Source organism: Rhodanobacter thiooxydans LCS2 (assembly GCF_000264375.1).
Taxonomy (GTDB): domain Bacteria; phylum Pseudomonadota; class Gammaproteobacteria; order Xanthomonadales; family Rhodanobacteraceae; genus Rhodanobacter; species Rhodanobacter thiooxydans.
The window spans coordinates 106,354-131,788 of record NZ_AJXW01000020.1 but is presented as its reverse complement, the minus strand read 5'-3'; the positions used below and the strand labels follow the sequence as shown (position 1 = coordinate 131,788).

21 protein-coding genes and 6 tRNA genes are annotated in these 25,435 nt (G+C 66.0%); 8 read left to right on the top strand and 19 right to left on the bottom strand.

All coding sequences use genetic code 11. The annotated features are described in order from the left end of the window. Positions 1-4 precede the first annotated feature (4 nt). The gene (locus tag UUA_RS05030) at positions 5-499 is read right to left on the bottom strand and encodes a hypothetical protein (RefSeq protein ID WP_008434805.1); all 495 of its coding nucleotides are present in this window, start codon (positions 497-499) and stop codon (positions 5-7) included. Positions 500-703: 204 nt separating this feature from the next. On the opposite strand from UUA_RS05030, the gene UUA_RS05025 reads away from it, so the two are divergent. Further along, positions 704-2,761, top strand: a complete 2,058-nt coding sequence (locus UUA_RS05025; protein WP_008434804.1) for a 3-hydroxyacyl-CoA dehydrogenase NAD-binding domain-containing protein — start codon at positions 704-706, stop codon at positions 2,759-2,761. A gap of 45 nt (positions 2,762-2,806) precedes the next feature. Here UUA_RS05025 and UUA_RS05020 read toward each other — a convergent pair whose 3' ends face one another. The 5 genes from UUA_RS05020 to UUA_RS05000 form a co-directional block, all read right to left on the bottom strand. Beyond that, a complete protein-coding gene (locus UUA_RS05020) occupies positions 2,807-3,385 on the bottom strand; it encodes a DUF2058 domain-containing protein (RefSeq protein WP_008434803.1) in 579 nt (192 codons plus the stop codon). A 37-nt stretch (positions 3,386-3,422) separates the two neighbouring features. Further along, positions 3,423-3,647, bottom strand: a complete 225-nt coding sequence (locus UUA_RS05015; protein ID WP_008434801.1) for a SlyX family protein — start codon at positions 3,645-3,647, stop codon at positions 3,423-3,425. Next, positions 3,644-4,987 carry a UDP-glucose dehydrogenase family protein gene (locus UUA_RS05010; RefSeq protein WP_008434799.1) on the bottom strand — a complete coding sequence of 448 codons (1,344 nt, stop codon included), beginning with the start codon at positions 4,985-4,987 and terminating at the stop codon, positions 3,644-3,646. Before UUA_RS05010 ends, UUA_RS05015 begins: the two co-directional genes overlap by 4 nt. Before the next feature lie 154 nt (positions 4,988-5,141). Then, the gene (locus UUA_RS05005; protein WP_008434797.1) at positions 5,142-5,888 is read right to left on the bottom strand and encodes an FKBP-type peptidyl-prolyl cis-trans isomerase; all 747 of its coding nucleotides are present in this window, start codon (positions 5,886-5,888) and stop codon (positions 5,142-5,144) included. 160 nt (positions 5,889-6,048) lie between these two features. Continuing rightward, on the bottom strand, positions 6,049-7,815 hold the full coding sequence (locus tag UUA_RS05000) for a cation:proton antiporter (RefSeq protein WP_008434795.1): 1,767 nt from the start codon (positions 7,813-7,815) through the stop codon (positions 6,049-6,051). A gap of 169 nt (positions 7,816-7,984) precedes the next feature. Between UUA_RS05000 and UUA_RS04995 the strand changes: the two genes are divergently transcribed. The 3 genes from UUA_RS04995 to UUA_RS04985 all read left to right on the top strand — a co-directional run bounded on the left by UUA_RS04995 (position 7,985) and on the right by UUA_RS04985 (position 8,308). Then, positions 7,985-8,060, top strand: a tRNA-Ala gene (locus UUA_RS04995). Positions 8,061-8,126: 66 nt separating this feature from the next. Beyond that, positions 8,127-8,202, top strand: a tRNA-Glu gene (locus UUA_RS04990). Between the two features lie 29 nt (positions 8,203-8,231). Further along, positions 8,232-8,308, top strand: a tRNA-Asp gene (locus UUA_RS04985). Between the two features lie 191 nt (positions 8,309-8,499). Here UUA_RS04985 and UUA_RS04980 read toward each other — a convergent pair. Both UUA_RS04980 and ppsR read right to left on the bottom strand, forming a co-directional pair. Next, positions 8,500-8,988 (bottom strand): DUF1249 domain-containing protein, encoded by a 489-nt coding sequence (locus UUA_RS04980; RefSeq protein ID WP_008434794.1) that lies wholly within the window; start codon positions 8,986-8,988, stop codon positions 8,500-8,502. An 18-nt stretch (positions 8,989-9,006) separates the two neighbouring features. Beyond that, the gene (ppsR, locus tag UUA_RS04975; RefSeq protein ID WP_008434792.1) at positions 9,007-9,822 is read right to left on the bottom strand and encodes a posphoenolpyruvate synthetase regulatory kinase/phosphorylase PpsR; all 816 of its coding nucleotides are present in this window, start codon (positions 9,820-9,822) and stop codon (positions 9,007-9,009) included. A 219-nt stretch (positions 9,823-10,041) separates the two neighbouring features. Between ppsR and ppsA the strand changes: the two genes are divergently transcribed. Next, positions 10,042-12,414 (top strand): phosphoenolpyruvate synthase, encoded by a 2,373-nt coding sequence (ppsA, locus tag UUA_RS04970; protein ID WP_008434791.1) that lies wholly within the window; start codon positions 10,042-10,044, stop codon positions 12,412-12,414. A gap of 95 nt (positions 12,415-12,509) precedes the next feature. Here ppsA and UUA_RS04965 read toward each other — a convergent pair whose 3' ends face one another. Continuing rightward, positions 12,510-13,211: a PP2C family protein-serine/threonine phosphatase gene (locus UUA_RS04965; protein ID WP_008434789.1), complete on the bottom strand. Its 702-nt coding sequence runs from the start codon at positions 13,209-13,211 to the stop codon at positions 12,510-12,512. Between the two features lie 111 nt (positions 13,212-13,322). On the opposite strand from UUA_RS04965, the gene UUA_RS04960 reads away from it, so the two are divergent. Beyond that, positions 13,323-13,412 (top strand) — tRNA-Ser (locus UUA_RS04960). Positions 13,413-13,628: 216 nt separating this feature from the next. Here UUA_RS04960 and dnaQ read toward each other — a convergent pair. Genes dnaQ through UUA_RS04945 form a run of 3 tightly spaced genes read right to left on the bottom strand, consistent with a single transcriptional unit; the run spans position 13,629 to position 15,512 of the window. Next, positions 13,629-14,339, bottom strand: a complete 711-nt coding sequence (dnaQ, locus tag UUA_RS04955; protein WP_008434787.1) for a DNA polymerase III subunit epsilon — start codon at positions 14,337-14,339, stop codon at positions 13,629-13,631. Next, entirely contained in the window at positions 14,336-14,779 is a 444-nt protein-coding gene (rnhA, locus tag UUA_RS04950) for a ribonuclease HI (protein ID WP_008434785.1), read from the bottom strand. The genes dnaQ and rnhA overlap by 4 nt, the downstream gene beginning before the upstream one ends. 25 nt (positions 14,780-14,804) lie before the next feature. Then, positions 14,805-15,512, bottom strand: coding sequence for a methyltransferase domain-containing protein (locus tag UUA_RS04945; protein ID WP_008434783.1), 708 nt, complete (start codon positions 15,510-15,512; stop codon positions 14,805-14,807). Between the two features lie 227 nt (positions 15,513-15,739). Here UUA_RS04945 and gloB point away from each other — a divergent pair, with 227 nt between their 5' ends. After that, positions 15,740-16,504 carry a hydroxyacylglutathione hydrolase gene (gene gloB, locus UUA_RS04940; protein ID WP_008434781.1) on the top strand — a complete coding sequence of 255 codons (765 nt, stop codon included), beginning with the start codon at positions 15,740-15,742 and terminating at the stop codon, positions 16,502-16,504. 200 nt (positions 16,505-16,704) lie between these two features. Beyond that, on the top strand, positions 16,705-17,745 hold the full coding sequence (locus UUA_RS04935; RefSeq protein WP_008434780.1) for a transglycosylase SLT domain-containing protein: 1,041 nt from the start codon (positions 16,705-16,707) through the stop codon (positions 17,743-17,745). A 170-nt stretch (positions 17,746-17,915) separates the two neighbouring features. On the opposite strand, the gene UUA_RS04930 is transcribed toward UUA_RS04935, so the two are convergent. From UUA_RS04930 to clpP, 7 genes are all read right to left on the bottom strand, one after another. Then, on the bottom strand, positions 17,916-19,817 hold the full coding sequence (locus UUA_RS04930) for a SurA N-terminal domain-containing protein (RefSeq protein ID WP_008434778.1): 1,902 nt from the start codon (positions 19,815-19,817) through the stop codon (positions 17,916-17,918). A gap of 134 nt (positions 19,818-19,951) precedes the next feature. Continuing rightward, a tRNA-Asp gene (locus UUA_RS04925) sits at positions 19,952-20,028 on the bottom strand. Positions 20,029-20,037: 9 nt separating this feature from the next. Next, positions 20,038-20,112, bottom strand: a tRNA-Val gene (locus UUA_RS04920). Positions 20,113-20,131: 19 nt separating this feature from the next. Continuing rightward, on the bottom strand, positions 20,132-20,404 hold the full coding sequence (locus UUA_RS04915; protein WP_007511239.1) for an HU family DNA-binding protein: 273 nt from the start codon (positions 20,402-20,404) through the stop codon (positions 20,132-20,134). 346 nt (positions 20,405-20,750) lie between these two features. Next, positions 20,751-23,225, bottom strand: coding sequence for an endopeptidase La (lon, locus tag UUA_RS04910; RefSeq protein WP_039953580.1), 2,475 nt, complete (start codon positions 23,223-23,225; stop codon positions 20,751-20,753). Positions 23,226-23,392: 167 nt separating this feature from the next. Further along, on the bottom strand, positions 23,393-24,685 hold the full coding sequence (gene clpX / locus UUA_RS04905) for an ATP-dependent Clp protease ATP-binding subunit ClpX (protein ID WP_008434772.1): 1,293 nt from the start codon (positions 24,683-24,685) through the stop codon (positions 23,393-23,395). A gap of 108 nt (positions 24,686-24,793) precedes the next feature. Beyond that, positions 24,794-25,423 (bottom strand): ATP-dependent Clp endopeptidase proteolytic subunit ClpP, encoded by a 630-nt coding sequence (gene clpP, locus UUA_RS04900; protein ID WP_008434771.1) that lies wholly within the window; start codon positions 25,421-25,423, stop codon positions 24,794-24,796. Between the last annotated feature and the right edge of the window lie 12 nt (positions 25,424-25,435).

Sequence of the window (25,435 nt, the reverse complement as noted above, 5' to 3'; positions counted from 1 at the left end):
GGCCTCAAACCAGCCAGCGGCCGTCGCGCAGACGCAGTTGCCGCGGCTGGCTGTCTTCGCTGCCCACGCGTATCGCCAGTTCGCCCAGGTGCTCGACCAGCGCCACTGGTGCGTCGATCAGTACCACGCGGCGCAGGTGGCCCTTGGGCGCGCGGGCAAGCTGGCGCAGCAAGGTGGCGTCCATCGCCGACAGCGGCAGCTCCAGTCCGAGCAGGAAATACACACCGAAATGCATGCTCTGCTGCATGTAGCGCAACGCGTTGCCCAGCCGCTGGCACTCCGGTACCCGCACCTGTGCATCGCGCAGGCTGCCCAGGCCGGTGTCAGGCTGCCACAGGTACACCGCCTGCCCGGTGTGCCGGGCGATTGCGCGGAATTGGTCGATCAGGGCATGGACGTCCTTGCAATCCAGTACCACCAGACCGCTGGGAGCGGCCAGGACGCGCTCGAAAATCTCGGCGCCGGCTTGCGGCGGAACGGAGGCCAGTGCTGAAGTCATTGCGTCTGCGTCCTGCCGTCTGGCGATAGTGGGCGGTGAAACCACCCCGCTGGCCACCGCCCGGCCGGCTGCGGCGGGCGGTTTTGCGGAACCGGACCCGATTTCACACCGGCGCCGGCGCACGGTCAAGCAAGCGCGTCACATCTCGCAATCATGGCGGCGGAACGGTATGGTTCAGGCCTCGACCACCACGCCCCTACGCCCATGTTCGAAGGATTGCGTTTCAACCACTGGAAGACCAGCGAAGGCGACGACGGCGTCGTCACGCTGACTCTCGACCGCGCCGGCAGCAGCGTCAATGCGATTTCCCGCGCGGTGCTGGACGAGCTGGAACAGATCGTCGAGCGGCTGGCGATCGAGAAGCCGGCCGGCGTCATCGTCCATTCGGCGAAGCCCTCGGGCTTTGCCGTCGGCGCCGACGTCAAGGAATTCATCGGGTACGCGAAGCACGACAGCGTGCTGGAGAACATCGAGCACGGCCAGCGCGTCTACGAGGCGCTGGCGCGGCTGCCCTGCCCGACCGTGGCGGCCGTGCACGGCGCCTGCATGGGCGGCGGCACCGAGCTGATGCTGGCCTGCCGCCAGCGCATCGCTGCCGACGACGACAAGACGAAGATCGCGCTGCCCGAGGTAATGCTGGGCATCCACCCCGGCTGGGGCGGCACCGCGCGCCTGCCGCGGTTGATCGGCGCCACCGAGGCGCTGCCGTTGATGCTGACCGGCAAGTCGCTGTCGGCGAAGCGTGCGCTGGGCCTCGGCGTGGTCGACCGGCTGGCCCGCCCGGACGAACTGCTCGCCGAAGCGAAACTGCTGTTGCGCCACCCCGCGCCGCGCCCGTTCGCCCGGCGCGCCAAGGCGTGGGCCAGCAACACCTGGCTGGCCCGGCAGATCCTGGCGCCGATGGTGTACCGGCAGACTGCCGCGAAGGTGCGCAAGGATCACTACCCCGCGCCGTTCGCGATGATCGACGTATGGCAGCGCGGCGGCGCGTCCATCCAGCAGCGGCTGAAGGTCGAGGCGCGCTCGGTGGCGAAGCTGGCGCAGACGCCGACCGCACGGAACCTGATCCGCATCTTCTTCCTGCAGGAACGGCTGAAGGCCCAGGGCAGCGGTATCGAGCACGGCATCAAGCACGTGCACGTGATCGGCGCCGGGGTGATGGGCGGCGACATCGCCGCGTGGGCGGCGTTGAAGGGGTTCGAGGTGACCCTGCAGGACCGCGAGATGAAATTCGTCCAGCCTGCGCTGGATCGCGCCCGCCAGCTTTACGAGAAGAAACTGAAGGCGCCGGAGAAGGTCGAGGCCGCGATGCGGCGCCTGCGTGCGGACGTTGAAGGCGGCGGCGTGGCCTCGGCGGACCTGGCGATCGAGGCGATTTACGAGAACGCCCGGGCGAAGGAAGCCTTGTACGCCGGCATCGAACCGCAGTTCCGGGCCGACGAAATCCTCGCCAGCAATACCTCCAGTATCCCGCTGGACGAGCTGCGCGGGAACCTGAAAGCACCGCAGCGATTCCTCGGCCTGCACTTCTTCAACCCGGTGGCGCAGATGCCGCTGGTGGAGGTGGTGCGCCACGACCAGCTCGACCCGGCCATCGAGAAGCGCGCGCTGGCGTTCTGCAAGGCGATCGGCAAGCTGCCGGTGGCGGTCAAGGGCACGCCGGGCTTCCTGGTCAACCGCATCCTGATGCCGTACCTGCTGGAAGCGCTGCGCCTGTACAGCGAGGGTGTGCCCGGCCCGGTGCTGGACCGGGAAGCGAAGAAGTTCGGCATGCCGATGGGCCCGATCGAGCTGGCCGACACGGTAGGCCTGGACGTGTGCGCCTCGGTCGGCAAGGAACTGGCGCCGTTCCTGGGGCTGGAACTGCCGCCGGGGCTGGAGGAGAAACTCGCGGCCGGCAAGCGCGGCAAGAAGGACGGCCAGGGCCTGTACGTGTGGCAGGACGGCAAGCCGGAGAAGCCCGAGATCGACAAGGACTACGTGGTCCCGCCGGACGTGCAGGAGCGGATGATCCTGCCGATGGTCAACGAGGCGGTCGCCTGCCTCGCCGACGGTGTGGTCGACGACGCCGACCTGCTCGACGCCGGGGTGATCTTCGGCACCGGCTTCGCGCCGTTCCGCGGCGGCCCCATCCAGTACGCGCGCAGTGAAGGCGCCGACAAGCTCAAGGCCAGGCTCGAACAGCTGGCTCAGCGCTATGGCGACCGCTTCCGGCCGAAGAACGGCTGGGAGCTTCCGGCGCTGGCACAGGGCAACGAGTAGCAAGCCGCGGGCATGGGAGGCGGCGCCAAGCCGTCTCCCGCCAGATCACCACATCAGGTCGTCAGGCACGCCATCGTCGCCCGCGCCGGCAGACGGATCAACCAGCAGCGCCAGCAGGTGCGGATCGATCTCGCGCACCTGCTCGGCAATCCCCCGGCTGACCAGCAGGTAACGGCCGCCGTGCTGCACCACGCCCAGTTCGCCGGCGTTGAGCGCCGCCAGTTGCGCGGCATCCACATGCACGCGGCGGATCTTGCCGGCGTACTCGAAATTGCGCGGGTGGTCGGCCTCGGCCTTGTTCAGCGCCTTGCCTTCGAGCAGCCGCTGGATCTGCTGCTTGCGCTCGCGCCGCAACCGGGCCTGTTCGGCGGCCTCGCGTTCGATCCGCTGGCGTTCGCGCGCCTCGGTCTGGGCGCGCAGCGCGTATGCCCTGGCCAGATCGATGTCCTGCTGGCCCTGCCCCGCTGGCCGTGCGGCGTGCGACGCCGCATGTGGCTTGCCGCCCTTGCGTACGGGCTTGCCCGACGACGGCGGGGGCGGGCGCCTGGGCTCGCGCGCCCGGTCCTGCTGGACCTGTTTGACGATGCCGCTCTTGAGCAGCTGATCGCGCAGGGAATCGGCCATGCGGGTAGTCCGTGATCGACGGTTGGAATGGATTGGCTCAGTAATGCGGCGGTGGCGGTTCGTTGTGCGGATCGTCGCCCTGCGCAATGCGCATCGACGCCATCTCGCCGCGCAGGTCGCGCAGCGCGCGCTCCAGTGCGGCGATCCGTTGCGACTGGTCGGCGTCCGCCGTGGTCAGCGCCTGCACCGCCTCGTCGATGAAGGTCAGCTTGACCTCCATCTCGTCGAGCCGGCGGGCGAGCATGTCGTTCGGGCCGTTCATTGCGGCGCTTGCAGGCTGCGGCCGCGGCCGATGCCATAGTAGGCCAGGCCCGCCTCCTCCACCACGGCCGGGTCGTACAGGTTGCGCCCGTCGAAGATGGCCGGCACCGCCAGCGCCGCGCGGATCGCTGCAAAATCGGGGCTGCGGAACGTTTTCCACTCGGTGACCACCGCCAGCACGTCGGCGCCCTGCACGGCGTCCATGGCGTGCTCGCACAGCACCAGATCGGCGCGCTCGCCGTACAGCCGCCGGGCTTCGTCGCGCGCTTCGGGATCGAACGCGCGCACCTTCGCGCCGGCTTCCCACAGCTGTTCCATCAGGCGCCGGCTGGAGGCCTCGCGCATGTCGTCGGTATTCGGCTTGAACGCGAGCCCCCACAGCGCAATCGTGCGGCCGGCCAGCTGGCCGTCGAAATGCCGCGAAATCAGCTCGAACAGCTTGCCCTTCTGCTGCCGGTTGACCGCCTCGACCGCACCGAGCAGGCGCGCCTCGTAGCCGTGCGCGTGCGCGGTGCGTTCCAGCGCCTGCACGTCCTTGGGAAAGCACGAACCGCCGTAACCGGCGCCCGGATAGATGAAGCTGTAGCCGATGCGCGGGTCGGAGCCGATGCCCTGGCGCACCAGTTCCACGTCGGCGCCCACGCGCTCGGCGATGTTCGCGATCTCGTTCATGAAGCTGATCTTGGTCGCCAGCATCGCGTTGGCGGCGTACTTGGTCAGCTCGGCCGAGCGCTCGTCCATCACCACCATGCGGTCGTGGTTGCGGTTGAACGGCGCGTACAGCTTGCGCAGCAACGCCACCGCGCGCGTGCTGGAAGCACCCACCACGATGCGGTCGGGGCGCAGGCAGTCTTCCACCGCGGCGCCTTCCTTCAGGAACTCCGGATTCGACACCACGTCGAATTCCACCGTGGCACGGCGCGCCGCCAGCTCGGCCGCGATGGCCTCGCGCACGCGGTCGGCGGTGCCCATCGGCACGGTCGACTTGTTCACCACCACGGCGTAACGCTCCAGATGCCGGCCGATGGTGGCGGCCACCTTCTGCACGTACTGCAGGTCGGCGCTGCCGTCCTCGTCCGGCGGGGTGCCGACGGCGATGAAGATCAGCTCGCCGTGGGCGATCGCCGGGGCCGCCTCGGTAGTGAAATCGAGCCTGCCGCTGGCGTGGTTGCTTTGCACGATCGACTCCAGGCCCGGCTCGTAGATCGGGACCTCGCCGCGCTTCAGCCGCTCGACCTTGCCCGCGTCGATGTCGACGCAGACCACGTGGTTGCCCATTTCCGCCAGGCAGGCACCGGTGACCAGGCCCACATAACCGGTACCGAAGATGGTGACTTTCATCATCGTTGCAGCAATCCCTTGAAAATCAAGCCGTCTATTCTAGCCGCTCGAGCGCGCCAGGCGGCAGCATGCCCGACGACGAAAAACGAAAGGGCGCGAATCGCTTCGCGCCCTTTCGCCGGATCGTTGCCGCAAGGCGGCGGTGGAACTTCGATTACTTGCCGGCCGGGGCACCCGCCGGCGTCGGACCGGTCTTGACCAGGGTCACATCGAAGATCAGCGTGGCATTCGGCGGCATCGGCGGCTGCGGCTCGGCGCCATAGGCCAGCGCAGCCGGGATGAACAGCTTGTAATGGCCGCCCACCTGCATCAGCTGCAGGCCTTCGCGGAAGCCCGGGATCACGCCGGCCAGCGGAATCTTGGCCGCGCCCGGCGGGTTGTGCTTGTCGGAGGCGTCGAACACCTGGCCGTCGACGAAGCTGCCGGTGTAGTTGATCTCGACCGTGTCATTCGGGCCCGGACGGGCGCCCGTGCCCTGGCTGAGCACCTGGTACTGCAGGCCAGACGCGGTGGTCTTCACGCCCGCCGCCGTCTTGTTCTTGGCCAGGAAGGCGTCGCCCTCAGTCTTGTTCTTGGCCGCCAGCTTGGTCATCTCGGCCTGATACTTGGCCTGGATCTTGGCCATGAAGGCTTCGTGCACCTGCTTGGCTTCGGTTTCGCTCATGGTCGGCTTCTGGCCGGACAACGCCGCCTTCACCGCATTGGCCACCGCGTTCGGATCCAGCTCGTCGCGCATGATCGGCGGAACCTGGGAAGCAATCTCCCAACCCACCACATAGCTGGCCTTCGCCTTGTCGACGGTACCGGCCGCGCCAGCGGTCTGGGCGACAGCGCTGGCCGTCATGCCCAGCGCCACGGCCATCGCGACCGCCGTCAGCGTGGGACGCAGAAAGTGCTTCATTCGTAACTCCCTCATGTATGGATATGCCGGCATTGCCGTCCGAGCCTCTCCGATAGAGGCAGGCTCCGCATTGTGCGGCGCTTGTCTGGTCTTGGCAACGAGTCCGGGCTGTGACCGTCAGTCGAGATAAAGGTTCAACCTTCCCGGGCGCCCGCGTGCGTCAGCCCGCGCCGTCCCCGGGCGGGGCGGGCTTTTCCAGGGTCTCCTTCAGCGCCGCCTGCAGCCGCGCATGCATCTTCACCAGGCCGCGCCACAGCACCACCGCCGCCAGCACGCCCAGCACGAGCAGGGACAGCGCGACGCCGCGGGGCGGCAGGATGGCCGAACTGAGTGCGCTCACCAGCAGCGCCAGCGCTAGCAGGGTGGCCAGCGGAATGACCCTCGCCAACACGTTGCGGATGGCCTGGGTGTAGGCGCCGGCAAACCGCTCGCGTATGCCGATCTCCGCCAGCAGCATGCCCAGCGCCCCGGCCTTGCGGTAGACCGCGATCAGCATGGGCAGCGACAGGAACAGCGCGGCGGCCCAGATCAGCGTGTGGCGCAGCTCCCGGTCGATCCCCAGCATCGAGAACCAGCTCCAGTTGTGCGCATTGACGTAGGCGCCGATCACGAACAGCGCCACCACCAGCAGCACGTTGATGCCGATATGCCACAGCAGGCGGCGGAACATGGCGGCGATCGCCGCGTTTTCATCGACCGGCTTGAGGTTCTCCAGCCAACCGCTGTAGCTGGTCGCCAGCAACCTCAACGAACGCGGGGTCAACCTGCGCAGGCCATCGGCCAGAGCGTCGGCGGAACGGGTCAGGTAGGGCGAGGTGGCCATGCACAGCACCGAGACCGCCACCGCGATCGGATAGATGAAATCGCTGATGACACCGAGTGAAAGCCCCAGCGTGGCGATGACGAAGGAGAACTCGCCGATCTGCGCCATGCCCAGGCCGGCACGCAGCGCCGTGCGTGGTTCATGCCCGATCATGAAAACGCCCAGGCCGCAGGTCAGCGTCTTGCCGACGATGACGACTGCAGCGATCAGCAGCGCTGGCAGCGCGTATTGCAGCAGCATCGCCGGGTCGATCTTCAGACCGATCGCCACGAAGAACAGCGCCGCGAACATGTCGCGCAGCGGCTCCACCAGGTGCAGCACCCTGCCCACGCTGCGCGACTCGGCCACCACCGCGCCGGCCAGGAAAGCGCCCAGCGCCACGCTGAAACCCATCCATGCCGCGAACAGGCTGGCACCGAAACAGATGCCGAGCACGCTGACCAGCAGCGTTTCGTCGCGATCGAAACCGGCAACGTAATCCACCAGCCGCGGCAGCAACAACAAGCCCAGGATCATCCCGACGATCACGAACAGGCCCAGGTGGCCGACCAGCGCGAACGCAGTCTCCGCCTGCACCGAGCCGCCGATCGCCACCGCGGTGAGCAAGGTCAGCATGACGATGGCCAGCATGTCCTCGGCCACCAGCAGCCCGACCACCAATTGCGCGAACGGTTGCTGCCGCTGGCCGCCTTCCGCCAGCGTGCGCGTCGCCACCATGGTGGAGGACAGCGAAATGATCGCGCCAAGAAAGAGTGCGTCCTTGCCGCTCCAGCCGAACAGGCCGCCGATGCCGTAGCCGATCCACAGCATCAGCCCGACCTCGGCCACGGCCGCGACCAGCACGCCGACACCGACCTCGCGCAGCTTGCGCACGCTGAACTCGAGGCCCAGGGTGAACATCAGCAGCACCACGCCGAGATTGGAGATGTCGTCGATCGCGCGCGGATCGCCCACCAGCACGCCCGGCGTGTGCGGCCCGATCAGCACGCCGGCCAGGATGTAGCCCAGCAGCACCGGTTGCCGCATCCGCTGGAACAGGATCGTGGTGGCGCCGGCCACGATCATCACCACGGCCAGGTCGCGGATGAAGCCGATTTCGTGCATGCATCAACCCTGTAGAAGAACGCGCGAATCGCTGCAGCTTAAACGAAGCACGACGGCATCCAGCCGGATCGCCGGACGGGACGATGGCGGCGGACAATTTCGCATCGACATGCACAAAAAAGCTTGACGGACATGTTGGTCGCACCTATTCTTCTCGGCTTCCAGCGGCGGGGCCATAGCTCAGCTGGGAGAGCGCCTGCATGGCATGCAGGAGGTCGGCGGTTCGATCCCGCCTGGCTCCACCATTGATTCAGTGCAAGTCCTTTTGCGAGAACCCGCACTTCCATGTGCGGACTTTTCGAAAAAGCAACGTCCCCATCGTCTAGAGGCCTAGGACATCACCCTTTCACGGTGGCGACCGGGGTTCGAATCCCCGTGGGGACGCCAAGTTGGCTCGCGGAAAGCGTTGCAAACGCGGAGTGGTAGTTCAGTCGGTTAGAATGCTGGCCTGTCACGCCGGAGGTCGCGGGTTCGAGTCCCGTCCACTCCGCCATTATTCGAGCAAAGAGCCCGCCTTGCGCGGGCTTTTTGCTGTGGTGTCAGTGTACTGGTGCGCTCATCCGTGTGCACAAGGATCAAGAAGCAGCCACCCATGGCTGCACTTGCTTGTACCTACGCGCTTGTACCTATGCGCTTGTACCTGCGCGCTGGAAGGTCAAAAAGCGGCCATCCCTGGCCGTACTTTCAAATAAGGCTGCCGCCTTCCGGCAGTCCAGGTTGCGGCTGCAGCGTGCCGACGGAGTGTCCCTGCTCGGCCAGATATTCCAGCCAGCGCGAAAGGAATCCGTTCATGCGCAGACGATGCTGGAACACGGTATGCGCCGGCGGGAACGGTCCCAGCACCTGCCACAGGTGGCGGCCGGGATGGCAGTGCAAGGCTTCCGCCACGTGCGCGTCGGTATACATGCGCAACTGTGCCGACGGCGCGCGCTGGCCGGTATGTGCGTCGACGAAATCGTAGGTGAGCTCCAGCTCCAGCGTGTACGGGTGGCACTCCTGCAGGTACAGGTGCACATCCAGCCCGTCGCCGGCGTCGGAGACGTAGCGGCCCGGCGCCAGCTGCTGCGGCGCGAACAGCCGCGTCAGCCGATGATAGTTCTCCGCGTACAGCCCCATCAGGAACTCGAAGCGTCCCGGCAACAGGCTGCGGCGGTTGTCCAGTACGACGCTCATGCGAAACGCGGGCTCCTGTCAGAACATGGTCCGCTCGATACCGAAGCGGTCGAAGATCTTGCTGGCGATCTCCTCGATCGACACATGCGTGGTGTTGAGGCTGGGGATGCCGGCCTGGCGCATCAGCCGATCGGCCTGTTCCAGTTCCCAGCGGCACTGCTGCAAGGTGGCGTAGCGGCTGCCGGCGCGACGCTGCTCGCGGATCTGCGCCAGCCGCACCGGGTCGATGGTCAGTCCGTACAGCCGGTCCCGGTACGGACGCAGGCGCGACGGCAGTTCGAGTTTCTCGAGGTCCTCGTCGGTCAGCGGATAATTGGCGGCGCGCACCCCGTAATGCAAGGCCATGTAGAGGCAGGTCGGCGTCTTGCCCGAGCGCGACACGCCCACCAGGATCAGGTCGGCCTCGGCGTAGTTCACGTCGATGCCGTCGTCATGCGTGAGCGCATAGTTGGTGGCGTTGATACGTGCTTCGTACTTGTCGAAATCGACCAGTCCGTGCGAGCGGTTCACCAGGCCGGTGCGCTTGGTGCCGAGCTCGTCCTCCAGCGGGCCGATGAACGGCGCGAACACGTCCAGCATCAGCGCGCCACTGGTGGCGACGATCTCGCACAGTGCGCGATCGGCCATGGTGTTGACCACGATCGGCCGCTGCCCGGTCTGCGCGTAGTTGGTCTTGATCCGCAGCGCGGCGGTTTCCGCCTTGTGCGCATTGTCGGTGAATGGCAGCCGATGCTTGTCGAATCGCATGCCCTCGAACTGCGCCAGGATGCTGTTGCCGATCGTCTCCGCGGTGATGCCGGTGGAGTCGGAGATGAAGAAAACCGTTCGCTGCATACGGGGTCCTGCCTGGGGTAGGCGTTTGGGGCACCTTAGCGCAAGCGGGAAATCAACCGCCAGCTGACTGGTATGCCGTTGGAATGACATCTGCCTGCAATGGTCTTCTTGTGCCGCGCACCATCCGCAGCGGACAATACCAGTTCTTTGCAACCCGCTCCGGGCCTTCGTGGCGCGCCCATTCCACTTACCTGCAGTGCTTTCCATGAGGAGACACCCTTGAACGACCTGGTGCTTTGGCTCGACCACCTGCGCATGACCGACCTGGGCAAGGTCGGCGGCAAGAACGCCTCGCTCGGCGAGATGATCGGCAACCTCGCCAAGCTCGGCGTGTCGGTGCCCGGCGGCTTCGCCACCACCGCCAGCGCGTTCCAGCAATACCTGGAAAAGAGCGGGCTGGCCAAGCGCATCCAGGAGCGGCTGGCGTCGCTCGATGTCGACGACGTCGACACCCTGGTGGCGGCTGGCAAGGAGATCCGCGGCTGGATCATCGACACCGCCCTGCCGGCCGAGCTCGAGCAGGCCATCCGCGACGCCTACGCCAAGCTGTGCAAGGACGCCGGCGCCGACAATATCGCCGTGGCGGTGCGCTCTTCGGCGACGGCGGAAGACCTGCCCGACGCCTCGTTTGCCGGCCAGCAGGAAACCTTCCTCAACGTGATCGGCATTGACGACGTGCTGTACAGGGTCAAGGAAGTCTTCGCCTCGCTGTACAACGACCGCGCCATCGCCTACCGCGTGCACCAGGGCTTCAAGCACGAGGACGTGTCCCTGTCCGCCGGCGTGCAGCTGATGGTGCGCTCGGACGTGGGTGCCGCCGGCGTGCTGTTCACGCTGGACACCGAGTCGGGCTTCCGCGACGTGGTGTTCGTCACCGGCAGCTATGGTCTGGGCGAGATGGTCGTGCAGGGCGCAGTGAACCCCGACGAGTTCTACGTGTTCAAGCCCACGCTGAAGGCCGGCAAGCCCGCCCTGCTCCGCCGCAGCCTCGGCGCCAAGCAGTTGCGCATGGTCTATTCCAGCGTGCCGGGCGAGCGGGTGAAAACCGAAGACACTCCGGCCGAACTGCGCAACCGCTTCTGCATCAGCGATGCAGACGTGCAGGAGCTGGCGAAGCAGGCGCTGATCATCGAGCAGCACTATGGCCGTCCGATGGACATCGAGTGGGCGAAGGACGGCTACAGCGGCAAGCTGTACATCGTGCAGGCACGTCCGGAAACGGTGAAATCGCGCGCCCATGCCACCCAGCTCGAGCGCTTCCAGCTCAACGAGAAGGGCAAGGTGCTTGCCACGGGCCGCGCCATCGGCCAGAAGATCGGCGCCGGCAAAGCGCGCGTGGTCCGCTCGCTGGCCGACATGAACAAGGTGCAGAACGGCGACGTACTGGTGGCCGACATGACCGACCCCGACTGGGAGCCGGTGATGAAGCGCGCCTCGGCGATCGTCACCAATCGCGGCGGCCGCACCTGCCACGCGGCGATCATCGCGCGCGAGCTGGGCGTGCCCGCCGTAGTCGGCACCGGCAACGCGCTGGAGCTGATCCCGGACGGCGCCGACGTCACCGTGTCCTGCGCCGAAGGCGACACCGGCACGATCTACGAGGGCCTCCTGAAGTTCGAGCGCATCACCGCCGACCTCGGCGCGATGCCCGAGGCCCCGCTGAAGATCATGATGAACGTGGCCAACCCCGAGCGCGCGTTCGACTTTGGCTTGCTGCCCAACGCCGGCATCGGCCTGGCCCGACTGGAGATGATCATCGCCAGCCACATCGGCGTACACCCGAAGGCGCTGCTGGAATATGCCAAGCAGGATGCCGAGACCAAGGCGAAGATCGATGAACGCATGGCTGGCTACGCCGATCCGGTGTCGTTCTACGTCGACCGCCTCGCCGAGGGCATCGCCACCATCGCCGCCTCGGTCTACCCGAAGCCGGTGATCGTGCGCCTGTCCGACTTCAAGTCCAACGAATACGCCGGTCTGATCGGCGGCTCGCGCTACGAGCCGCACGAGGAAAACCCGATGATCGGCTTCCGTGGCGCCAGCCGCTACATCGACCCGAGTTTCGAGGCGGCATTCGCGCTGGAGTGCCAGGCGGCCAAGCGCGTGCGCGAGGTGATGGGTCTGACCAACGTGTGGGTGATGATCCCGTTCGTGCGCACGCTCGGCGAAGGCCGCAAGGTGATCGAGGCGCTGGCAAAGAACGGCCTCAAGCAGGGCGAGCACGAGCTCAAGGTCATCATGATGTGCGAGGTGCCCTCGAACGCCCTGCTTGCCGACGAGTTCCTGGACATCTTCGATGGCTTCTCGATCGGCTCCAACGACCTCACCCAGCTCACCCTGGGCCTGGACCGCGATTCGTCCATCGTCGCCGGCCTGTTCGACGAACGCGATCCGGCGGTGAAGAAGCTGCTGGCGATGGCGATCAAGACCGCGCGCGCCAAGGGCAAGTACATCGGCATCTGCGGCCAGGGTCCCAGCGACCACCCGGACCTGGCCGAGTGGCTGATGGAACAGGGCATCGAATCGTTGTCGCTGAACCCGGACACCGTCGTCGACACCTGGCTGCGGCTGGCGAAAAAGAAGGCTGGCTGAGCCGCCACCGCCTGCCGCCAAGCCCGCACACCCACGCCGCAGACGAGCAAAGGGCCGGAATCAACCGGCCCTTTTTCGGCGCGCGACCGCCGGATTCAGCTGCAACGCACGAGCAATGCCGTGACGTTGTCGTCGCCGCCACTGTCGAGAGCGCTCAACAGCAACTGGTCCACGCACTCCTGGGCAGCCAGGTCGGTACGCGCCACCACCCGCGCGATCGAGGTGTCACTGACGCCCTCGGTCAATCCGTCGCTGCACAGCAGGAAGCCCATGCCCGGTTCCAGTTGCCCCCGCGCCATGCCGATATGCAGTTGTTCGATGGCGGTCACGCCCAGCGCCTGAGTCAGCACGTTGCGCTGCGGATGCTGGGCCGCCTGCGTCGGATCGAGCTGGCCGGCTTCGACCAGTGCCTGCACCAATGAGTGGTCGTGGCTGATCTGCCTCAGCTCCTTCTTCCACAGGTAGATCCGGCTGTCGCCGACCCAGGCGACCTCGTAGCCTTCGCCGACGATGCGCAGCGCAGCGACGGTGGTGCCCATGGGCAGCACGTCGAAGCTGGGTCGGGCGTGCGCAAGCAGTCGCTCCGCGGCGGTGCGCGCGGCCTCGACCAGGCCATGCCCCTGGCCGACCAGTTCGACCACGGTGTCACGCACCAGCGCCGACGCCACCTCGCCATGCTGATGCCCGCCCATGCCATCGGCCACCAGGAACAGGCCAAGCGAGGCATCGGCGTAATAAGTGTCCTCATTGCGCGTGCGGCGCAGGCCGACGTGCGTTCCGTGTCCGAATTCGATCATGGGTTTTCAGCGGGTGCGATCCGCTGCAGCATGCCGGAAGCGCGGGTTGTTGTCACGGCAAGTTCGCTCGCGTATGATTCCCGGCTCGCATGCGCCACCATGCACCGCACCGGAGAGGTGGCAGAGTGGTCGAATGTACCTGACTCGAAATCAGGCGTACGTGCAAGCGTACCGTGGGTTCGAATCCCACCCTCTCCGCCAGAAAAGCAAAACGCCCCCAAGTGGGGCGTTTTGCTTTTCTAGTGGCGATGGCTGGATGAGAACCCACCGGTTCGACAAATTCGTCAGGAACGAATTTGGACAGCCGAAGGCTGGCCCCGCAGCGCGCAGCGCGAAGGGGTTCAGCCCATGGATGGGCCGAACAATCCCACCTGCAGCCCACTCTCGCGGGGCATCTTGCTTGTCACGCTGAACGCATCACCCCAACCGCCGCCACACGCTCTGCCCTTCCGCGCTGCCCTTGTCCAGCGCATCCAGACGTTGCTCGTGCGCCGACAACTCCTCCATTGAGGCACGCAGCACCTGCGGCCGCGCGTGCAGCACCATCGGCGCCGTCACCACTACGTCGAGCTGTTCGCTCGCACCCTCGAAGCCAAGGTCGAAGGCCACCTGCCCCGAGGTCATCGCCAGGTACACATCGGCCAGCAGCTGCGCGTCGATCAGGCCGCCGTGAAGGTCGCGCCGCGAGTTGTCCACGCCGAGCCGCTTGCACAGCGCATCGAGGCTGTTGCGCTGGCCGGGGTAGCGCTCGCGCGCCATCGCCAAGGTGTCCAGCACGCTGCAGCGGTCGCCGATGCGCCCATAGGATTCGCCCAGCCGCGCCAGCTCGGCATCGAGGAAGCCCACGTCGAAGCTGGCATTGTGGATGACCAGCTCGGCGCCATCGACGAAAGCGAGGAACTCGTCCACCTTGTCGGCGAACAGCGGCTTGTCGACCAGATGCTCATCGCGGATGCCGGTGACCTGGCTGGCGCCCTCGTCCATCGCGCGCCCGGGGTTGAGGTAGGTCTGCCAGTGACGGCCGGTGAGTCGGCGCTCCACCATTTCCACGCAGGCGATTTCCACCAGCCGATGACCCTGGCGCACTTCCAGGCCGGTGGTTTCGGTGTCGAGAACGATCTGCCTCATGCCCTGCCCTTCAACAGTTCGGCCTGTTCGCGCGCGGCCTGGTCGACGCGTTCATTCTCGCTGTGGCCGTTGTGGCCTTTCACCCACTGCCAGCGCACCTGGTGGTCGCCGATCGCATCGGACAGGCGCTGCCACAAGTCCTGGTTCTTCACCGGCTTCCGGTCGGCAGTGCGCCAGCCGTTCGCGCGCCATTTAGGCAGCCACTGCTCGATGCCCTGCATCACGTAGCGCGAGTCCGTGGTGAGGGTCACCCGGCACGGCCGCCTCAATGCTTCCAGCGCACCGATCGCGGCCATCAGCTCCATCCGGTTGTTGGTGGTAGCCGGGTCCCCGCCGGCCAACATGCGTTCGCTGCCCTTGGCCCGCAACAATGCGGCCCAGCCGCCCGGCCCCGGATTGCCGAGACAGGCGCCGTCGGTAAATGCTTCCACTTCGCTCATCGTTGCCCACGTACTCCATTGGAAATCACAGAGCCGCGCTGCGCCGGGTCCCCGGCGACAGCCGACCATTCGCCGGCACGCGCACCGACGCCGGCTTGAGCCGCAGCGGCGTGGCCAGGCGCCGACGCTTGCGCGCCACCAGCACATAGCCGCCACCGAAAGCGCCGGCGAGCGTATGCCGCGCGGTCTTTCCTCCCGGCCACACGCTGCCCACCCGCTGCAGCTGCTCGATCGTCATGCCGGCCAGCTCGAGCTGGCGTCGAAGCCGCCACGGCATCTGCAGGGCCGGGGGCCTGCGACGCGCATGCCAGCGGCACCATGGCGACCAGCCGCTGAACGGGTGCATCCCGGTCAACGCCAGCACGCCGCCCGGCGCCAGCACGCGTACCGCCTCATCGAGCAGGTTCGAGGGCAGCGGCGCCACCTCCAGCGCATGCCGCAGCAACACCAGTTCAAACGCATCGTCGATGAAGGGCAAGGGCTCGTCCGCGGCGGCCCGCAGATCACCCACGAAGCGTCCTTCCAGCAGGTGCAGGCTGGTCCAGCAGCCGAGCATCGGCAGCGCCGGCGGCGCATCGCCGCGGACAGCGCCCAGCAACAGCGCATGGACGCCGGCACAACGCTGCAGGGCCGGCTTCAGCGCGCAGCTCTGCGCATCCAGCAAACGACGCAACGGCGCGCTGGCATAGATGAGGTCATCACGTTGTTGCTTGCGGCTGACCCGGTCGTTCATCTGAAGGAGTGTAGCCGCTGGCGACATCGCGCAGCAGGTCGCAGGCGAGACGGAACTGCCGCACGCTGCTGAACAGCAGCGCCGCGGGTTAACGTTCTGCTAACGAGCGAGTATCGACGCCCCTTTATATTCGACCGCCTCATGCGCGCCCCGGATGGCTGCGTCTGTCGTTCCACAGGGAAGACACCCGGTTCGCCGGATGTTCCCCAAACGCAGCGGAGCCCGCCTTGCATCTCATCCCGTTACCGGCGCTGACCGACAACTACATCTGGCTGCTGCACGACGACGACGGCAACGCGATCGTGGTCGACCCGGGCGATGCCGCGGTGGTCGAGCAGGCACTGGCCACGCATCGTCTGCAACTGCGTGCGATTTTGCTGACCCATCACCACCACGACCATATCGGCGGCGTGCCGGCCCTGCGCGAACGCCACGACGTTCCGGTCTACGCGCCCGACGACGAACGCATTGCCAGCGTGACCATACGAGTGCGCGACGGCGATCGGGTCGAGCTGGCCGCCCCCTCTGCGCACTTCGAGGTGATCGCGATTCCCGGCCACACGCTCAGCCACGTCGCCTACGTCGGCGCCGGTTTCCTGCTGTGCGGCGATACCTTGTTCAGCCTGGGCTGCGGTCGCCTGTTCGAGGGCACGCCGGCGCAGATGCTCGCCTCGCTGGATCGCCTCGCGCAATTGCCTGGCGATACCCTGGTATGCGCCGGCCACGAGTACACCGAAGCCAACGGGCGCTTCGCGCGCACCATCGAACCAGCCAATGCGGACCTGCGGCAACGGCTGCAGGAAGTGGCCGCGCTGCGCGGGCAACTTCGACCGACCCTGCCGGTGCCGCTTGCCCGCGAGCGGGCGACCAATCCGTTCCTGCGCGTCGACGCCGACGCCGTCATCGCCTGGGGCGGGCGGCAGGGCGCCGGCCATGGCCGCACCGCGCGCTTTGCGGCCATGCGCAGTGCCAAAGACGGATTCGCCGGATGAGGCGGGCTGCCCGCTTTCTGCCGGCATTTCTGGCGATGGCGCTCGCTGCCTGCGCCAGCGCTCCCACACACAGCCCCCAACCGCCGACCGCAGTGAACCCGCCGGCATCCCCGGTTTCCGCCGAAACCGCAGCCCCGGCTGCCGAACCTGCGCCCGCTCCCGAGGCAGACGTCTGGGAGCGCTTGCGCAGCAGCTTTGCCATGCCGGGTTGCGACGCCGACCCCGCCGTGCTGGCGTGGGCCAGATACTACACGCGCCATCCGCGGCAGTTCGAAAGCCAGCTGCAGGCGGTGCTGCCGCGTCTGGTCTACGTGCAGCAAGTGGCGGACCGCTACGACGTCGCCGGCGAGTTCGTGCTGCTGCCCTGGGTAGAAAGCCGCTTCCAGCCGGTAGCTGCGCGCAAGCGCCGCCCGGCCGGCATGTGGCAGATCATGCCGGTGACCGCCGGCGCGATGGGGCTGCGTGTCGATGGCCACTACGACGGCCGGCTCGACGTGCCCGCCGCCGCCAACGCCGTGATGAAACTGCTCGAGCAGTACCACGAACAGTTCCAGGACTGGCGCGTGGCCGATTACGCGTACAACGCCGGCGAATTCAAGATACGCCAGATGATCCGGACGCACGGCATGCCCGCGGAGCAGCCAGCGATCCCGCACTTGCCCGTGCGCAAGGTGACGCGCGAACACCTGACCAGGCTGCTCGGCATGGCTTGCGTAGTACGCGAACCGGAACGCTTCAACGTCAGCCTGCCCACGCTGCCGGACGAACAGCAGTTGGTGCAGACCGGGATCTCCCGCTCGATGCCGATCACGCGGGCGGCTGATCACGCCGGCATGTCGGTGGAGGCGTTGAGACACCTCAACCCGGCGTTCCGCAGCAATACGATCGATGCCAGCAAGGCCCCCTACCTGATCCTGCCGGCCCGCCACGCCCGCCAGTTCCGCGATGCCCTACTCGAACAAGCCAGCAGCGCCGGCGGCGATTTGCTGGCCGGCCCGGGCGGCGGCGACATCGCGGCCAGGCCGGCGCCTGAGGCAAGCATGGTCCGGAAGACCCATACCGTGAGGCGCGGCGACAGCCTGTGGCAGATCGCCCGCGTCTATTCGATCAGCGTCAGCCAGCTGCAGCGCTGGAACCGCCTGGGCGGCCATGCACTGAAGCCTGGCCAGACCCTGACGGTAAGCGCGCCGAACCAGGAAAGGTCCGAAGAACTGCCGTCACCCGTGCAAAAGCGGGGATGACGAGCCAGAACAGAATCCCTGGCTCCATTGCCCGAACGGCAAGCGCCGCACCATCCGCACTATCGGTGTTCCACTGCAGCACTCGGCAGTCCCCGCCGTACGTGAAAAGGGGTAGCCGAAAACTGGCTGCCCCTTCTGCATGGTGCCGGTCGCGTCCGCTCGCCGACGACTCAGAGTCGCTGTTGGTTGATCTTGATCTTGGTCTTCGCCCTGAGCTGGTCGATCAACTCGCGCGTGGCTTCATAGCCGTAGGCCTGGGCCATCTGCTGGCGCAGCGACTCGCGCTGCTCCGGCGGCACCTTCGACAAGTCACCGTCCTGCACCTTGTCGACGGCCAGCAGCACATAGCTGCCGTCCTGCATGTCCACCGCGGCGTACTGCGGCTTGCCCGCCGCCGGGTGCGGCAGCAGGAACGCCTGCGTCAGCAGCGGCGCCGGCATCTGCGCACGCCGGACCACTTCGTTCGCCGTAGTGATGCTGGCACTCAGCGATTTCGCTACATCGTCCATCGACTCGCCTTTGCGCAGGCGGGCCAAGGCGTCGTCGGCCTGCTTCTTCTCGATGGCGGCGACGCGCGCGTCGAGGATCCTCTGCTGCACGTCGGCCCGCACTTCCGCCAGCGGCCTGGCCGCCGCGGCCACGTGCTGGTCGATATGAATAACCACCGAGTGGTTGTTGCCCAGCTCGATCAACCCCGAGTTGTTGCCCTGGACCAGCACGTCGTCACTGAACGCCGCCGCGATCACCTTCGGGTTCGCCGCCACGCCCTCGCCACCTTTGCGCGTGAACAGCGCCGTGGTCTTGATCGGCAGCTTCAGGGCGACCGAGGCCGGCTCCAGCGAAGTCGGGTTCTGGTAGGTGTTGTCGGACATCTTGCCCGCGACGTCGTTGTAGGTACGGTCGCGTTCGGCAGTGGTCGCTTCCTTGACCAGCTGCTCGCGCACCTCCTCGAACGGCTTCGATTCGCCACTGCGGATGTCGCGCAGCCAGATGATGTGGTAGCCGTCGGAGGACAGCACCGGCTTGGAAATCTGCCCCTTCTGCATCGCGAACAGGGCCGAATCGAAGGCTTCGTTGGTCACGCCCTTTTCCAGCCAGCCCAGGTCGCCACCCAGGCGACGGGAACCCAGGTCCTGCGAATCCTGCTCGGCCAGCTTGGCGAAGTCGCCCGGGTTGGCCTCCGCAGCGATCTTCTCGGCCTTCGCCAGGGCGGCCTTCTGCTGCTCCGGCGTGGCGTTGGCCGGCACGTTGATCAGGATGTGCGAGACCTGCCGCTGTTCCGGCTGCACGAAACGCTGCTTCTCGCTCGCGTAGCGCTTCTTCAGCTCCTCGTCGCTCGGCTCGGCCGCCAGCGGCAGGTCGGCGCCGACGACTTCGACGTACTTCACCGAGACCTGCTCGGGGTTCATGTAATCGGCCTGGTGCGCCTTGTACCAGCTTTCGATCTCGGCATCGCTGACCGCGTTGTTCTCCAGCGCGGGACGCGGCAGCTGGAAGTAGCGCAGGTCGCGGCGCTGGCTGAGCAGCTTCAGGAAGCCGTCGAGCTGGGCGTCACTGGTGCTGGTGCTGGCGCTGATCGCCGCCGGCAGCAACTGGGTGGCCAATGACGCGCGGATCTCGTTTTCGAATATCTCCGGCGTCTTGTACTGGCTGGTGAGCCATGCGCGGTAGCTGGTGGCGTCGAACTGGCCGTTGACCTGGAACGCCGGGATCGAGGCGATGTAATCACGCATGGACAGATCCGAAACCCGCAGGCCCCAGTCCGTATTGGCCTGCAGCAGCAACTGCTCGTCGATCATGCCGTCGAGGATGCGAAGCTTCGTCTCGTTCTTTTCGAAGGCGCTGGAATCGAAATGCTCGCCCTGCTGTTCGGCTGCCTGCTGCCGCAGCTGGTTCACGCGATCCTGATAGGCGCGCTGGTCGATCTCGTGCTTGCCGACCTTCGCCACGAAGGCGTCGTCGTTGGACATGAAGTAGCTCTCCATGCCGAACAGCGACATCGCCAGGACGGCGAGGCCGAGCACGATGATGGACGGCCATCCGTGCATCTTGTTACGCATTGCCTGCAGCATTGCAATCTTCCCGCAAGGTGGTGAAAGCGCATGATGCGCGGATGGAACAAACCGCCTGCCGACGTGCGTGCAGGACCGCGCGTGCGCACATCGCTCAAATGACAAGGGCGCCACACGGGCGCCCTTGCGAACTGTGGCGGAGTGGACGGGACTCGAACCCGCGACCTCCGGCGTGACAGGCCAGCATTCTAACCGACTGAACTACCACTCCGCATTTTTCTGGTGGGTGCTGTAGGGATCGAACCTACGACCACCGCCTTGTAAGGGCGACGCTCTACCGCTGAGCTAAGCACCCGAAACCAAGCGTTAGCCGCTTAGTTTAGGGCATCTTTGAGGGTCTTGCCAGCCTTGAAGGCAGGCACCTTCGAGGCCTTGATCTTGATCGCCTCGTTGGTGCGCGGGTTGCGGCCGGTACGGGCAGCGCGCTTGCGCACCGTGAACGTGCCGAAGCCCACCACCGAGACATCCTCACCTTTCTTCAACGACTTCTGCACGGTCTCGAAGAAGGCTTCGAGAGCACGGCCAGCGTCGGCCTTGGTCAGCTCGGCCTTCTCGGCGATGGCATTGATCAGATCGGTTTTATTCATTGAAAAACTCCCTTGTTCGGATTTCGTCAGTGCGGTCGGTACGGAGACGGACAGCAGCGACATGGATGGTTGGCTCATGCCTGGGCCGTAACGCAACCCCGCATCGCTGCGCTGACATACAACGCCGGGACTGCGGTAGCGCCTTTATACCAGTGCCCTGCCGGGCTCCGCAACACAAGTCACAGCAAGGTTTCCCGGAGATTCACCACTTGCGGAAACGCTTGCAAAACCGATACCGCGGGAGCAGTGGGACAACTTCGTCGACCCACGGGGAAAAACAAAAAAAGTGCCCTGCATGGCAGGGCACTTCGGATGGAACACCACCGGTGAAGCAACACCGGGCGAATCAGTGCGTCAACGAGTGCCCTTCCGTCGACTCGCCGGCAACCGCAGCGGGGGTGGTTTCCTTGGCCGGATTCGGCTGCAACGGGCGCTCCAGGGCGATATCCAGCACCTCGTCGATCCAGCGCACCGGATGGATCTCCAGCGACGAGGTGATGTTGGCCGGCATGTCCACCAGGTCCTTCTTGTTGTCCTCCGGAATGATCACCGTGGTGATCCCGCCGCGATGCGCCGCCAGCAGTTTTTCCTTGAGGCCGCCGATCGGCAGCACGCGGCCGCGCAGGGTGATCTCGCCGGTCATGGCCACCTCCGAACGCACCGGCACCTTGGTCAGCACGGAAACCAGCGCGGTGCACATGGCGATGCCGGCGCTGGGGCCGTCCTTCGGCGTGGCGCCCTCGGGCACGTGCACGTGGATGTCGAACTTCTGATGGAACTCCGGATCGATGCCCAGCCGGTCGGCGCGCGCGCGCACCACCGACAGCGCCGCCTGGATCGATTCCTTCATCACGTCGCCAAGCTGGCCGGTATGCACCAGCCGACCCTTGCCTGGAACCACCGAGGCCTCGATGCTGAGCAGCTCGCCGCCAACCTGGGTCCAGGCCAGCCCGGTGACCAGGCCCACCTCGTTCTGCAGTTCCTTGCGGCCGAAGTCGAAGCGGCGCACGCCCAGATAGTGGTCCAGGTTGGACGAATCCACCTTGACCCGGTCGGGGCCGGCCTTCGCCTTGCCCTTGGCCGCCTTCGCCGGCGAAGCTTTCGCCTTGGCCTTCTTCACCTGACCCAGGGCCAGCTCCTTGACCACCTTGCGGCAGATCTTGGAGATCTCGCGTTCCAGGTTGCGCACGCCCGACTCGCGCGTGTAATAACGCACGATGTCGCGCAAGGCACCCTCGGTGACGCTGAGTTCCTCCGGCTTCAGACCGTTCGCCTTGAGCTGCTTCGCCAGCAGGTATTTCTGTGCAATGCCGAGTTTCTCGTCCTCGGTATAGCCGGGGATGCGGATGACTTCCATGCGGTCCAGCAGCGGGCCGGGAATGTTCAGCGAATTGGCGGTGGCGACCCACATCACCTCGGAAAGGTCCAGATCGACCTCGAGGTAATGATCGTTGAACGCGTGGTTCTGCTCCGGGTCGAGCACTTCCAGCAGCGCCGACGACGGGTCGCCGCGGAAGTCCATCGACATCTTGTCGATCTCGTCCAGCACGAACAGCGGGTTCTTCGTGCCGATCTTGTTGATGTTCTGCACGATGCGGCCCGGCATCGAGCCGATATAGGTGCGCCGATGGCCGCGGATCTCGGCTTCGTCACGCACGCCACCGAGGCTCATGCGCACGAATTTCCGGTTGGTGGCCTTGGCGATCGACTGGCCGAGCGAGGTCTTGCCCACGCCGGGCGGGCCGACCAGGCACAGGATCGGCCCCTTCATCGTCGACACGCGCTGCTGCACGGCGAGGTATTCGAGGATGCGCTCCTTGACCTTTTCCAGGCCGAAGTGGTCGGCGTCGAGCACCTCCTGCGCCAGCTGAAGGTCCTTGCGCACCTTGCTGCGCTTTTTCCACGGCACGCCAACCAGCCAGTCGAGGTAGTTACGCACCACGGTGGCCTCGGCCGACATCGGCGACATCTGCTTGAGCTTGCCGAACTCCTGCCGCGCCTTGGTCAGCACGGCCTTGGGCATGCCGGAGCCTTCGATCTTCTTCTGCAGCTCCTCGATCTCGTTGGGGCCATCCTCGCCGTCGCCGAGCTCCTTCTGGATCGCCTTCATCTGCTCGTTGAGGTAGTACTCGCGCTGGCTCTTCTCCATCTGCGACTTGACCCGGCCGCGGATGCGCTTCTCGACCTGCTGCAGGTCCATCTCGCCGTCGACCAGGCCGATCAGCAGTTCCAGCCGCAGGCCGACATCGGCGGTTTCCAGCACCTTTTGCTTGTCGGCCATGCGCACGGACAGGTGCGCGGCGATGGAATCGGCCACGCGTGAGGGGTCGTCGATGCCGGACAGGCTGGCCAGCACTTCCGGCGGCAGCTTGCGGCTCTGCTTGACCAGTTGCTCGAACAGCGAGATCAGCGTGCGCGAGACCACGTCGAGCTCACGCTCCTTGGCGTTGTAGACCGGCTCGATCACCCGCGAGCGGGCGGTGAGCATGCCGTCTTCTTCCTTGAAGTCTTCCACCGACACACGCGACTGGCCTTCGACCAGCACCTTGACCGTGCCGTCGGGCAGCTTCAGCAGTTGCAGCACGCCCGCGAGCGTACCGACCTGGTGCAGGTCGGTGATCTCCGGATCGTCGATATCCGGACTCTTCTGCGCAATCAGCAGGATCTGCCGCTCGCCTTCCATCGCGCGTTCCAGCGCACGCATGGACTTGTCGCGACCGACAAACAACGGGATGACCATGTGCGGATAAACCACCACGTCGCGCAACGGCAACACCGGCAGAGCGTCCAGCACAACAGGAAGGGGGGCGTTCTTGGCCATGGAGGAAGGGTCCCTCGAATCTGGATCTGGTTTCGTCCCGACACTGCGCCGGGCCTTGCAACTCGTCAAGTGGAGGCAGGCGGGAGCCTACTCAAGTCAGGCGATCAAAACAGAAACGGCCCCGGCGAAACCGCCGGAGCCGTCGTCAGCACCGCCGAGGCAGGAAATCAGGCGGCGTCGCCGCCGTCACTCGCAACCCGCTGCTGCAGGTTGCCGCGATAGATCAGGTAGGGCTCGGCCTGGCCTTCGATCACCGCATCGTCCACCACCACCTTGCTGACATGCTCCAGCGAAGGCAGCTCGTACATCGTGTCCAGCAGCACCTGTTCCAGGATGGTGCGCAGGCCGCGCGCGCCGGTCTTGCGCTTGAGCGCCTTGCGCGCGATCGCCTGCAGCGCCTCGGGGCGGAACTCCAGCTCCACCTCCTCCATCTCGAACAGCCGCTTGAACTGCTTGGTGACTGCGTTCTTCGGCTCGGTGAGGATCTTCACCAGCGCCGCCTCGTCCAGCTCGTCCAGCGTGGCCACCACCGGCAGGCGCCCGACGAACTCCGGGATCAGGCCGAAGCGCACCAGGTCGGCCGGCTCCACGTCGGCCAGCACCTTGCCCAGGTTCTCGGTGCGCTCCTTGCTGCGCACCTCGGCCGAGAAGCCGATGCTGGTGTTTTCGGAACGCTGCTGGATCACTTTTTCCAGCCCGGCGAACGCACCGCCGCAGATGAACAGGATGTTCTTGGTGTCGACCTGCAGGAACTCCTGCTGCGGATGCTTGCGCCCGCCCTGCGGCGGCACCGAGGCCAGCGTGCCCTCGATCAGCTTCAGCAGCGCCTGCTGCACGCCTTCACCGGACACGTCGCGGGTGATCGACGGGTTCTCGCTCTTGCGCGAGATCTTGTCGATCTCGTCGATATAGACGATGCCCGACTGCGCCTTCTCGACGTCGTAGTCGCACTTCTGCAGCAGCTTCTGAATGATGTTCTCGACATCCTCGCCCACGTAGCCAGCCTCGGTCAACGTGGTGGCATCGGCGATGGTGAACGGCACGTTGAGCAGGCGCGCCAGCGTCTCGGCCAGCAGCGTCTTGCCGGAACCGGTGGGGCCGATCAGCAGGATGTTGGACTTGCCCAGTTCGATATCGTCGCTTTTCTGGCGCGACTCGATCCGCTTGTAGTGGTTGTACACCGCCACCGCCAGCGCCTTCTTGGCGCGGGTCTGGCCGACCACGTACTGATCCAGCGATTCGCGGATCTCCTTGGGCTTGGGCAGCTGCGTGCGGCCGGAAGCCGCCTTTTCCTCCAGCTCCTCGCGGATGATGTCGTTGCACAGCTCCACGCACTCGTCGCAGATGAACACGGACGGACCCGCGATCAGCTTGCGCACTTCATGCTGGCTCTTGCCGCAGAACGAGCAATAGAGAATCTTGCCGCTGTCGCTGGAACGCCCCTGCCGGTCGTCGCTCATACTTTCGATCCCGCTGGTAAATCTGAATGCGCCGCGAGAATAGCACAGGGCTCCGCGTCTGCAGGCAGACGCAGAGCCCATCCCGCGACCCTGGTTAAAACCTCGAAATCAGGCCGATTTCACCGTTTCTCCGGCACGCTTGTCGAGCACCTCGTCGATCAGGCCGTAGGCCTTGGCGTCGGCGGCGCTCATGAAGCGGTCGCGCTCCATGTCCGCCTCGATCTTCTCCAGCGTCTGGCCGGTGTGCTGGACATACAGCTTGTTCAGGCGCTCGCGGATATACAGGATCTCGCGGGCCTGGATCTCGATGTCGGTGGCCTGGCCCTGCGCGCCGCCGGAAGGCTGATGGATCATCACGCGCGAGTTCGGCAGGGCGAAACGCTTGCCCTTGGCGCCGGCCATCAACAGGAACGAGCCCATGCTGCAGGCCTGGCCGATGCACATCGTGCTGACGTTCGGCTTGATGAACTGCATGGTGTCGTAGATCGCCAGACCGGCGGTGACCGCGCCGCCCGGGCTGTTGATGTAGAAGTTGATGTCCTTGTCCGGATTCTCCGATTCCAGGAACAGCATCTGCGCGACGATCAGGTTGGCGACCTGGTCGTTGACCTCGCCCACCAGGAACACCACCCGCTCCTTCAACAGGCGCGAGTAGATGTCGTAGGAGCGCTCGCCGCGAGCGGTCTGCTCGACGACCATCGGCACCAAATTGAGGTTCTGGATCGGATCCATGGCCATGTTTGCAGCTCT

Excerpts from the sequence above, each read along its gene's own strand:
- UUA_RS05025 (WP_008434804.1), top strand. The coding sequence starts at position 704 with ATGTTCGAAGGATTGCGTTTCAACCACTGGAAGACCAGCGAAGGCGAC.
- clpP (WP_008434771.1), bottom strand. The coding sequence starts at position 25,423 with ATGGCCATGGATCCGATCCAGAACCTCAATTTGGTGCCGATGGTCGTC.
- UUA_RS05010 (WP_008434799.1), bottom strand. The coding sequence starts at position 4,987 with ATGAAAGTCACCATCTTCGGTACCGGTTATGTGGGCCTGGTCACCGGT.
- ppsR (WP_008434792.1), bottom strand. The coding sequence starts at position 9,822 with ATGCAGCGAACGGTTTTCTTCATCTCCGACTCCACCGGCATCACCGCG.
- UUA_RS04980 (WP_008434794.1), bottom strand. The coding sequence starts at position 8,988 with ATGAGCGTCGTACTGGACAACCGCCGCAGCCTGTTGCCGGGACGCTTC.
- dnaQ (WP_008434787.1), bottom strand. The coding sequence starts at position 14,339 with ATGAGGCAGATCGTTCTCGACACCGAAACCACCGGCCTGGAAGTGCGC.
- clpX (WP_008434772.1), bottom strand. The coding sequence starts at position 24,685 with ATGAGCGACGACCGGCAGGGGCGTTCCAGCGACAGCGGCAAGATTCTC.
- UUA_RS05005 (WP_008434797.1), bottom strand. The coding sequence starts at position 5,888 with ATGAAGCACTTTCTGCGTCCCACGCTGACGGCGGTCGCGATGGCCGTG.
- UUA_RS04935 (WP_008434780.1), top strand. The coding sequence starts at position 16,705 with ATGCCGGGTTGCGACGCCGACCCCGCCGTGCTGGCGTGGGCCAGATAC.
- UUA_RS05020 (WP_008434803.1), bottom strand. The coding sequence starts at position 3,385 with ATGGCCGATTCCCTGCGCGATCAGCTGCTCAAGAGCGGCATCGTCAAA.
- UUA_RS04965 (WP_008434789.1), bottom strand. The coding sequence starts at position 13,211 with ATGATCGAATTCGGACACGGAACGCACGTCGGCCTGCGCCGCACGCGC.
- UUA_RS04945 (WP_008434783.1), bottom strand. The coding sequence starts at position 15,512 with ATGAACGACCGGGTCAGCCGCAAGCAACAACGTGATGACCTCATCTAT.
- UUA_RS05015 (WP_008434801.1), bottom strand. The coding sequence starts at position 3,647 with ATGAACGGCCCGAACGACATGCTCGCCCGCCGGCTCGACGAGATGGAG.
- lon (WP_039953580.1), bottom strand. The coding sequence starts at position 23,225 with ATGGCCAAGAACGCCCCCCTTCCTGTTGTGCTGGACGCTCTGCCGGTG.
- UUA_RS05000 (WP_008434795.1), bottom strand. The coding sequence starts at position 7,815 with ATGCACGAAATCGGCTTCATCCGCGACCTGGCCGTGGTGATGATCGTG.
- UUA_RS04915 (WP_007511239.1), bottom strand. The coding sequence starts at position 20,404 with ATGAATAAAACCGATCTGATCAATGCCATCGCCGAGAAGGCCGAGCTG.
- UUA_RS04930 (WP_008434778.1), bottom strand. The coding sequence starts at position 19,817 with ATGCTGCAGGCAATGCGTAACAAGATGCACGGATGGCCGTCCATCATC.
- UUA_RS05030 (WP_008434805.1), bottom strand. The coding sequence starts at position 499 with ATGACTTCAGCACTGGCCTCCGTTCCGCCGCAAGCCGGCGCCGAGATT.
- rnhA (WP_008434785.1), bottom strand. The coding sequence starts at position 14,779 with ATGAGCGAAGTGGAAGCATTTACCGACGGCGCCTGTCTCGGCAATCCG.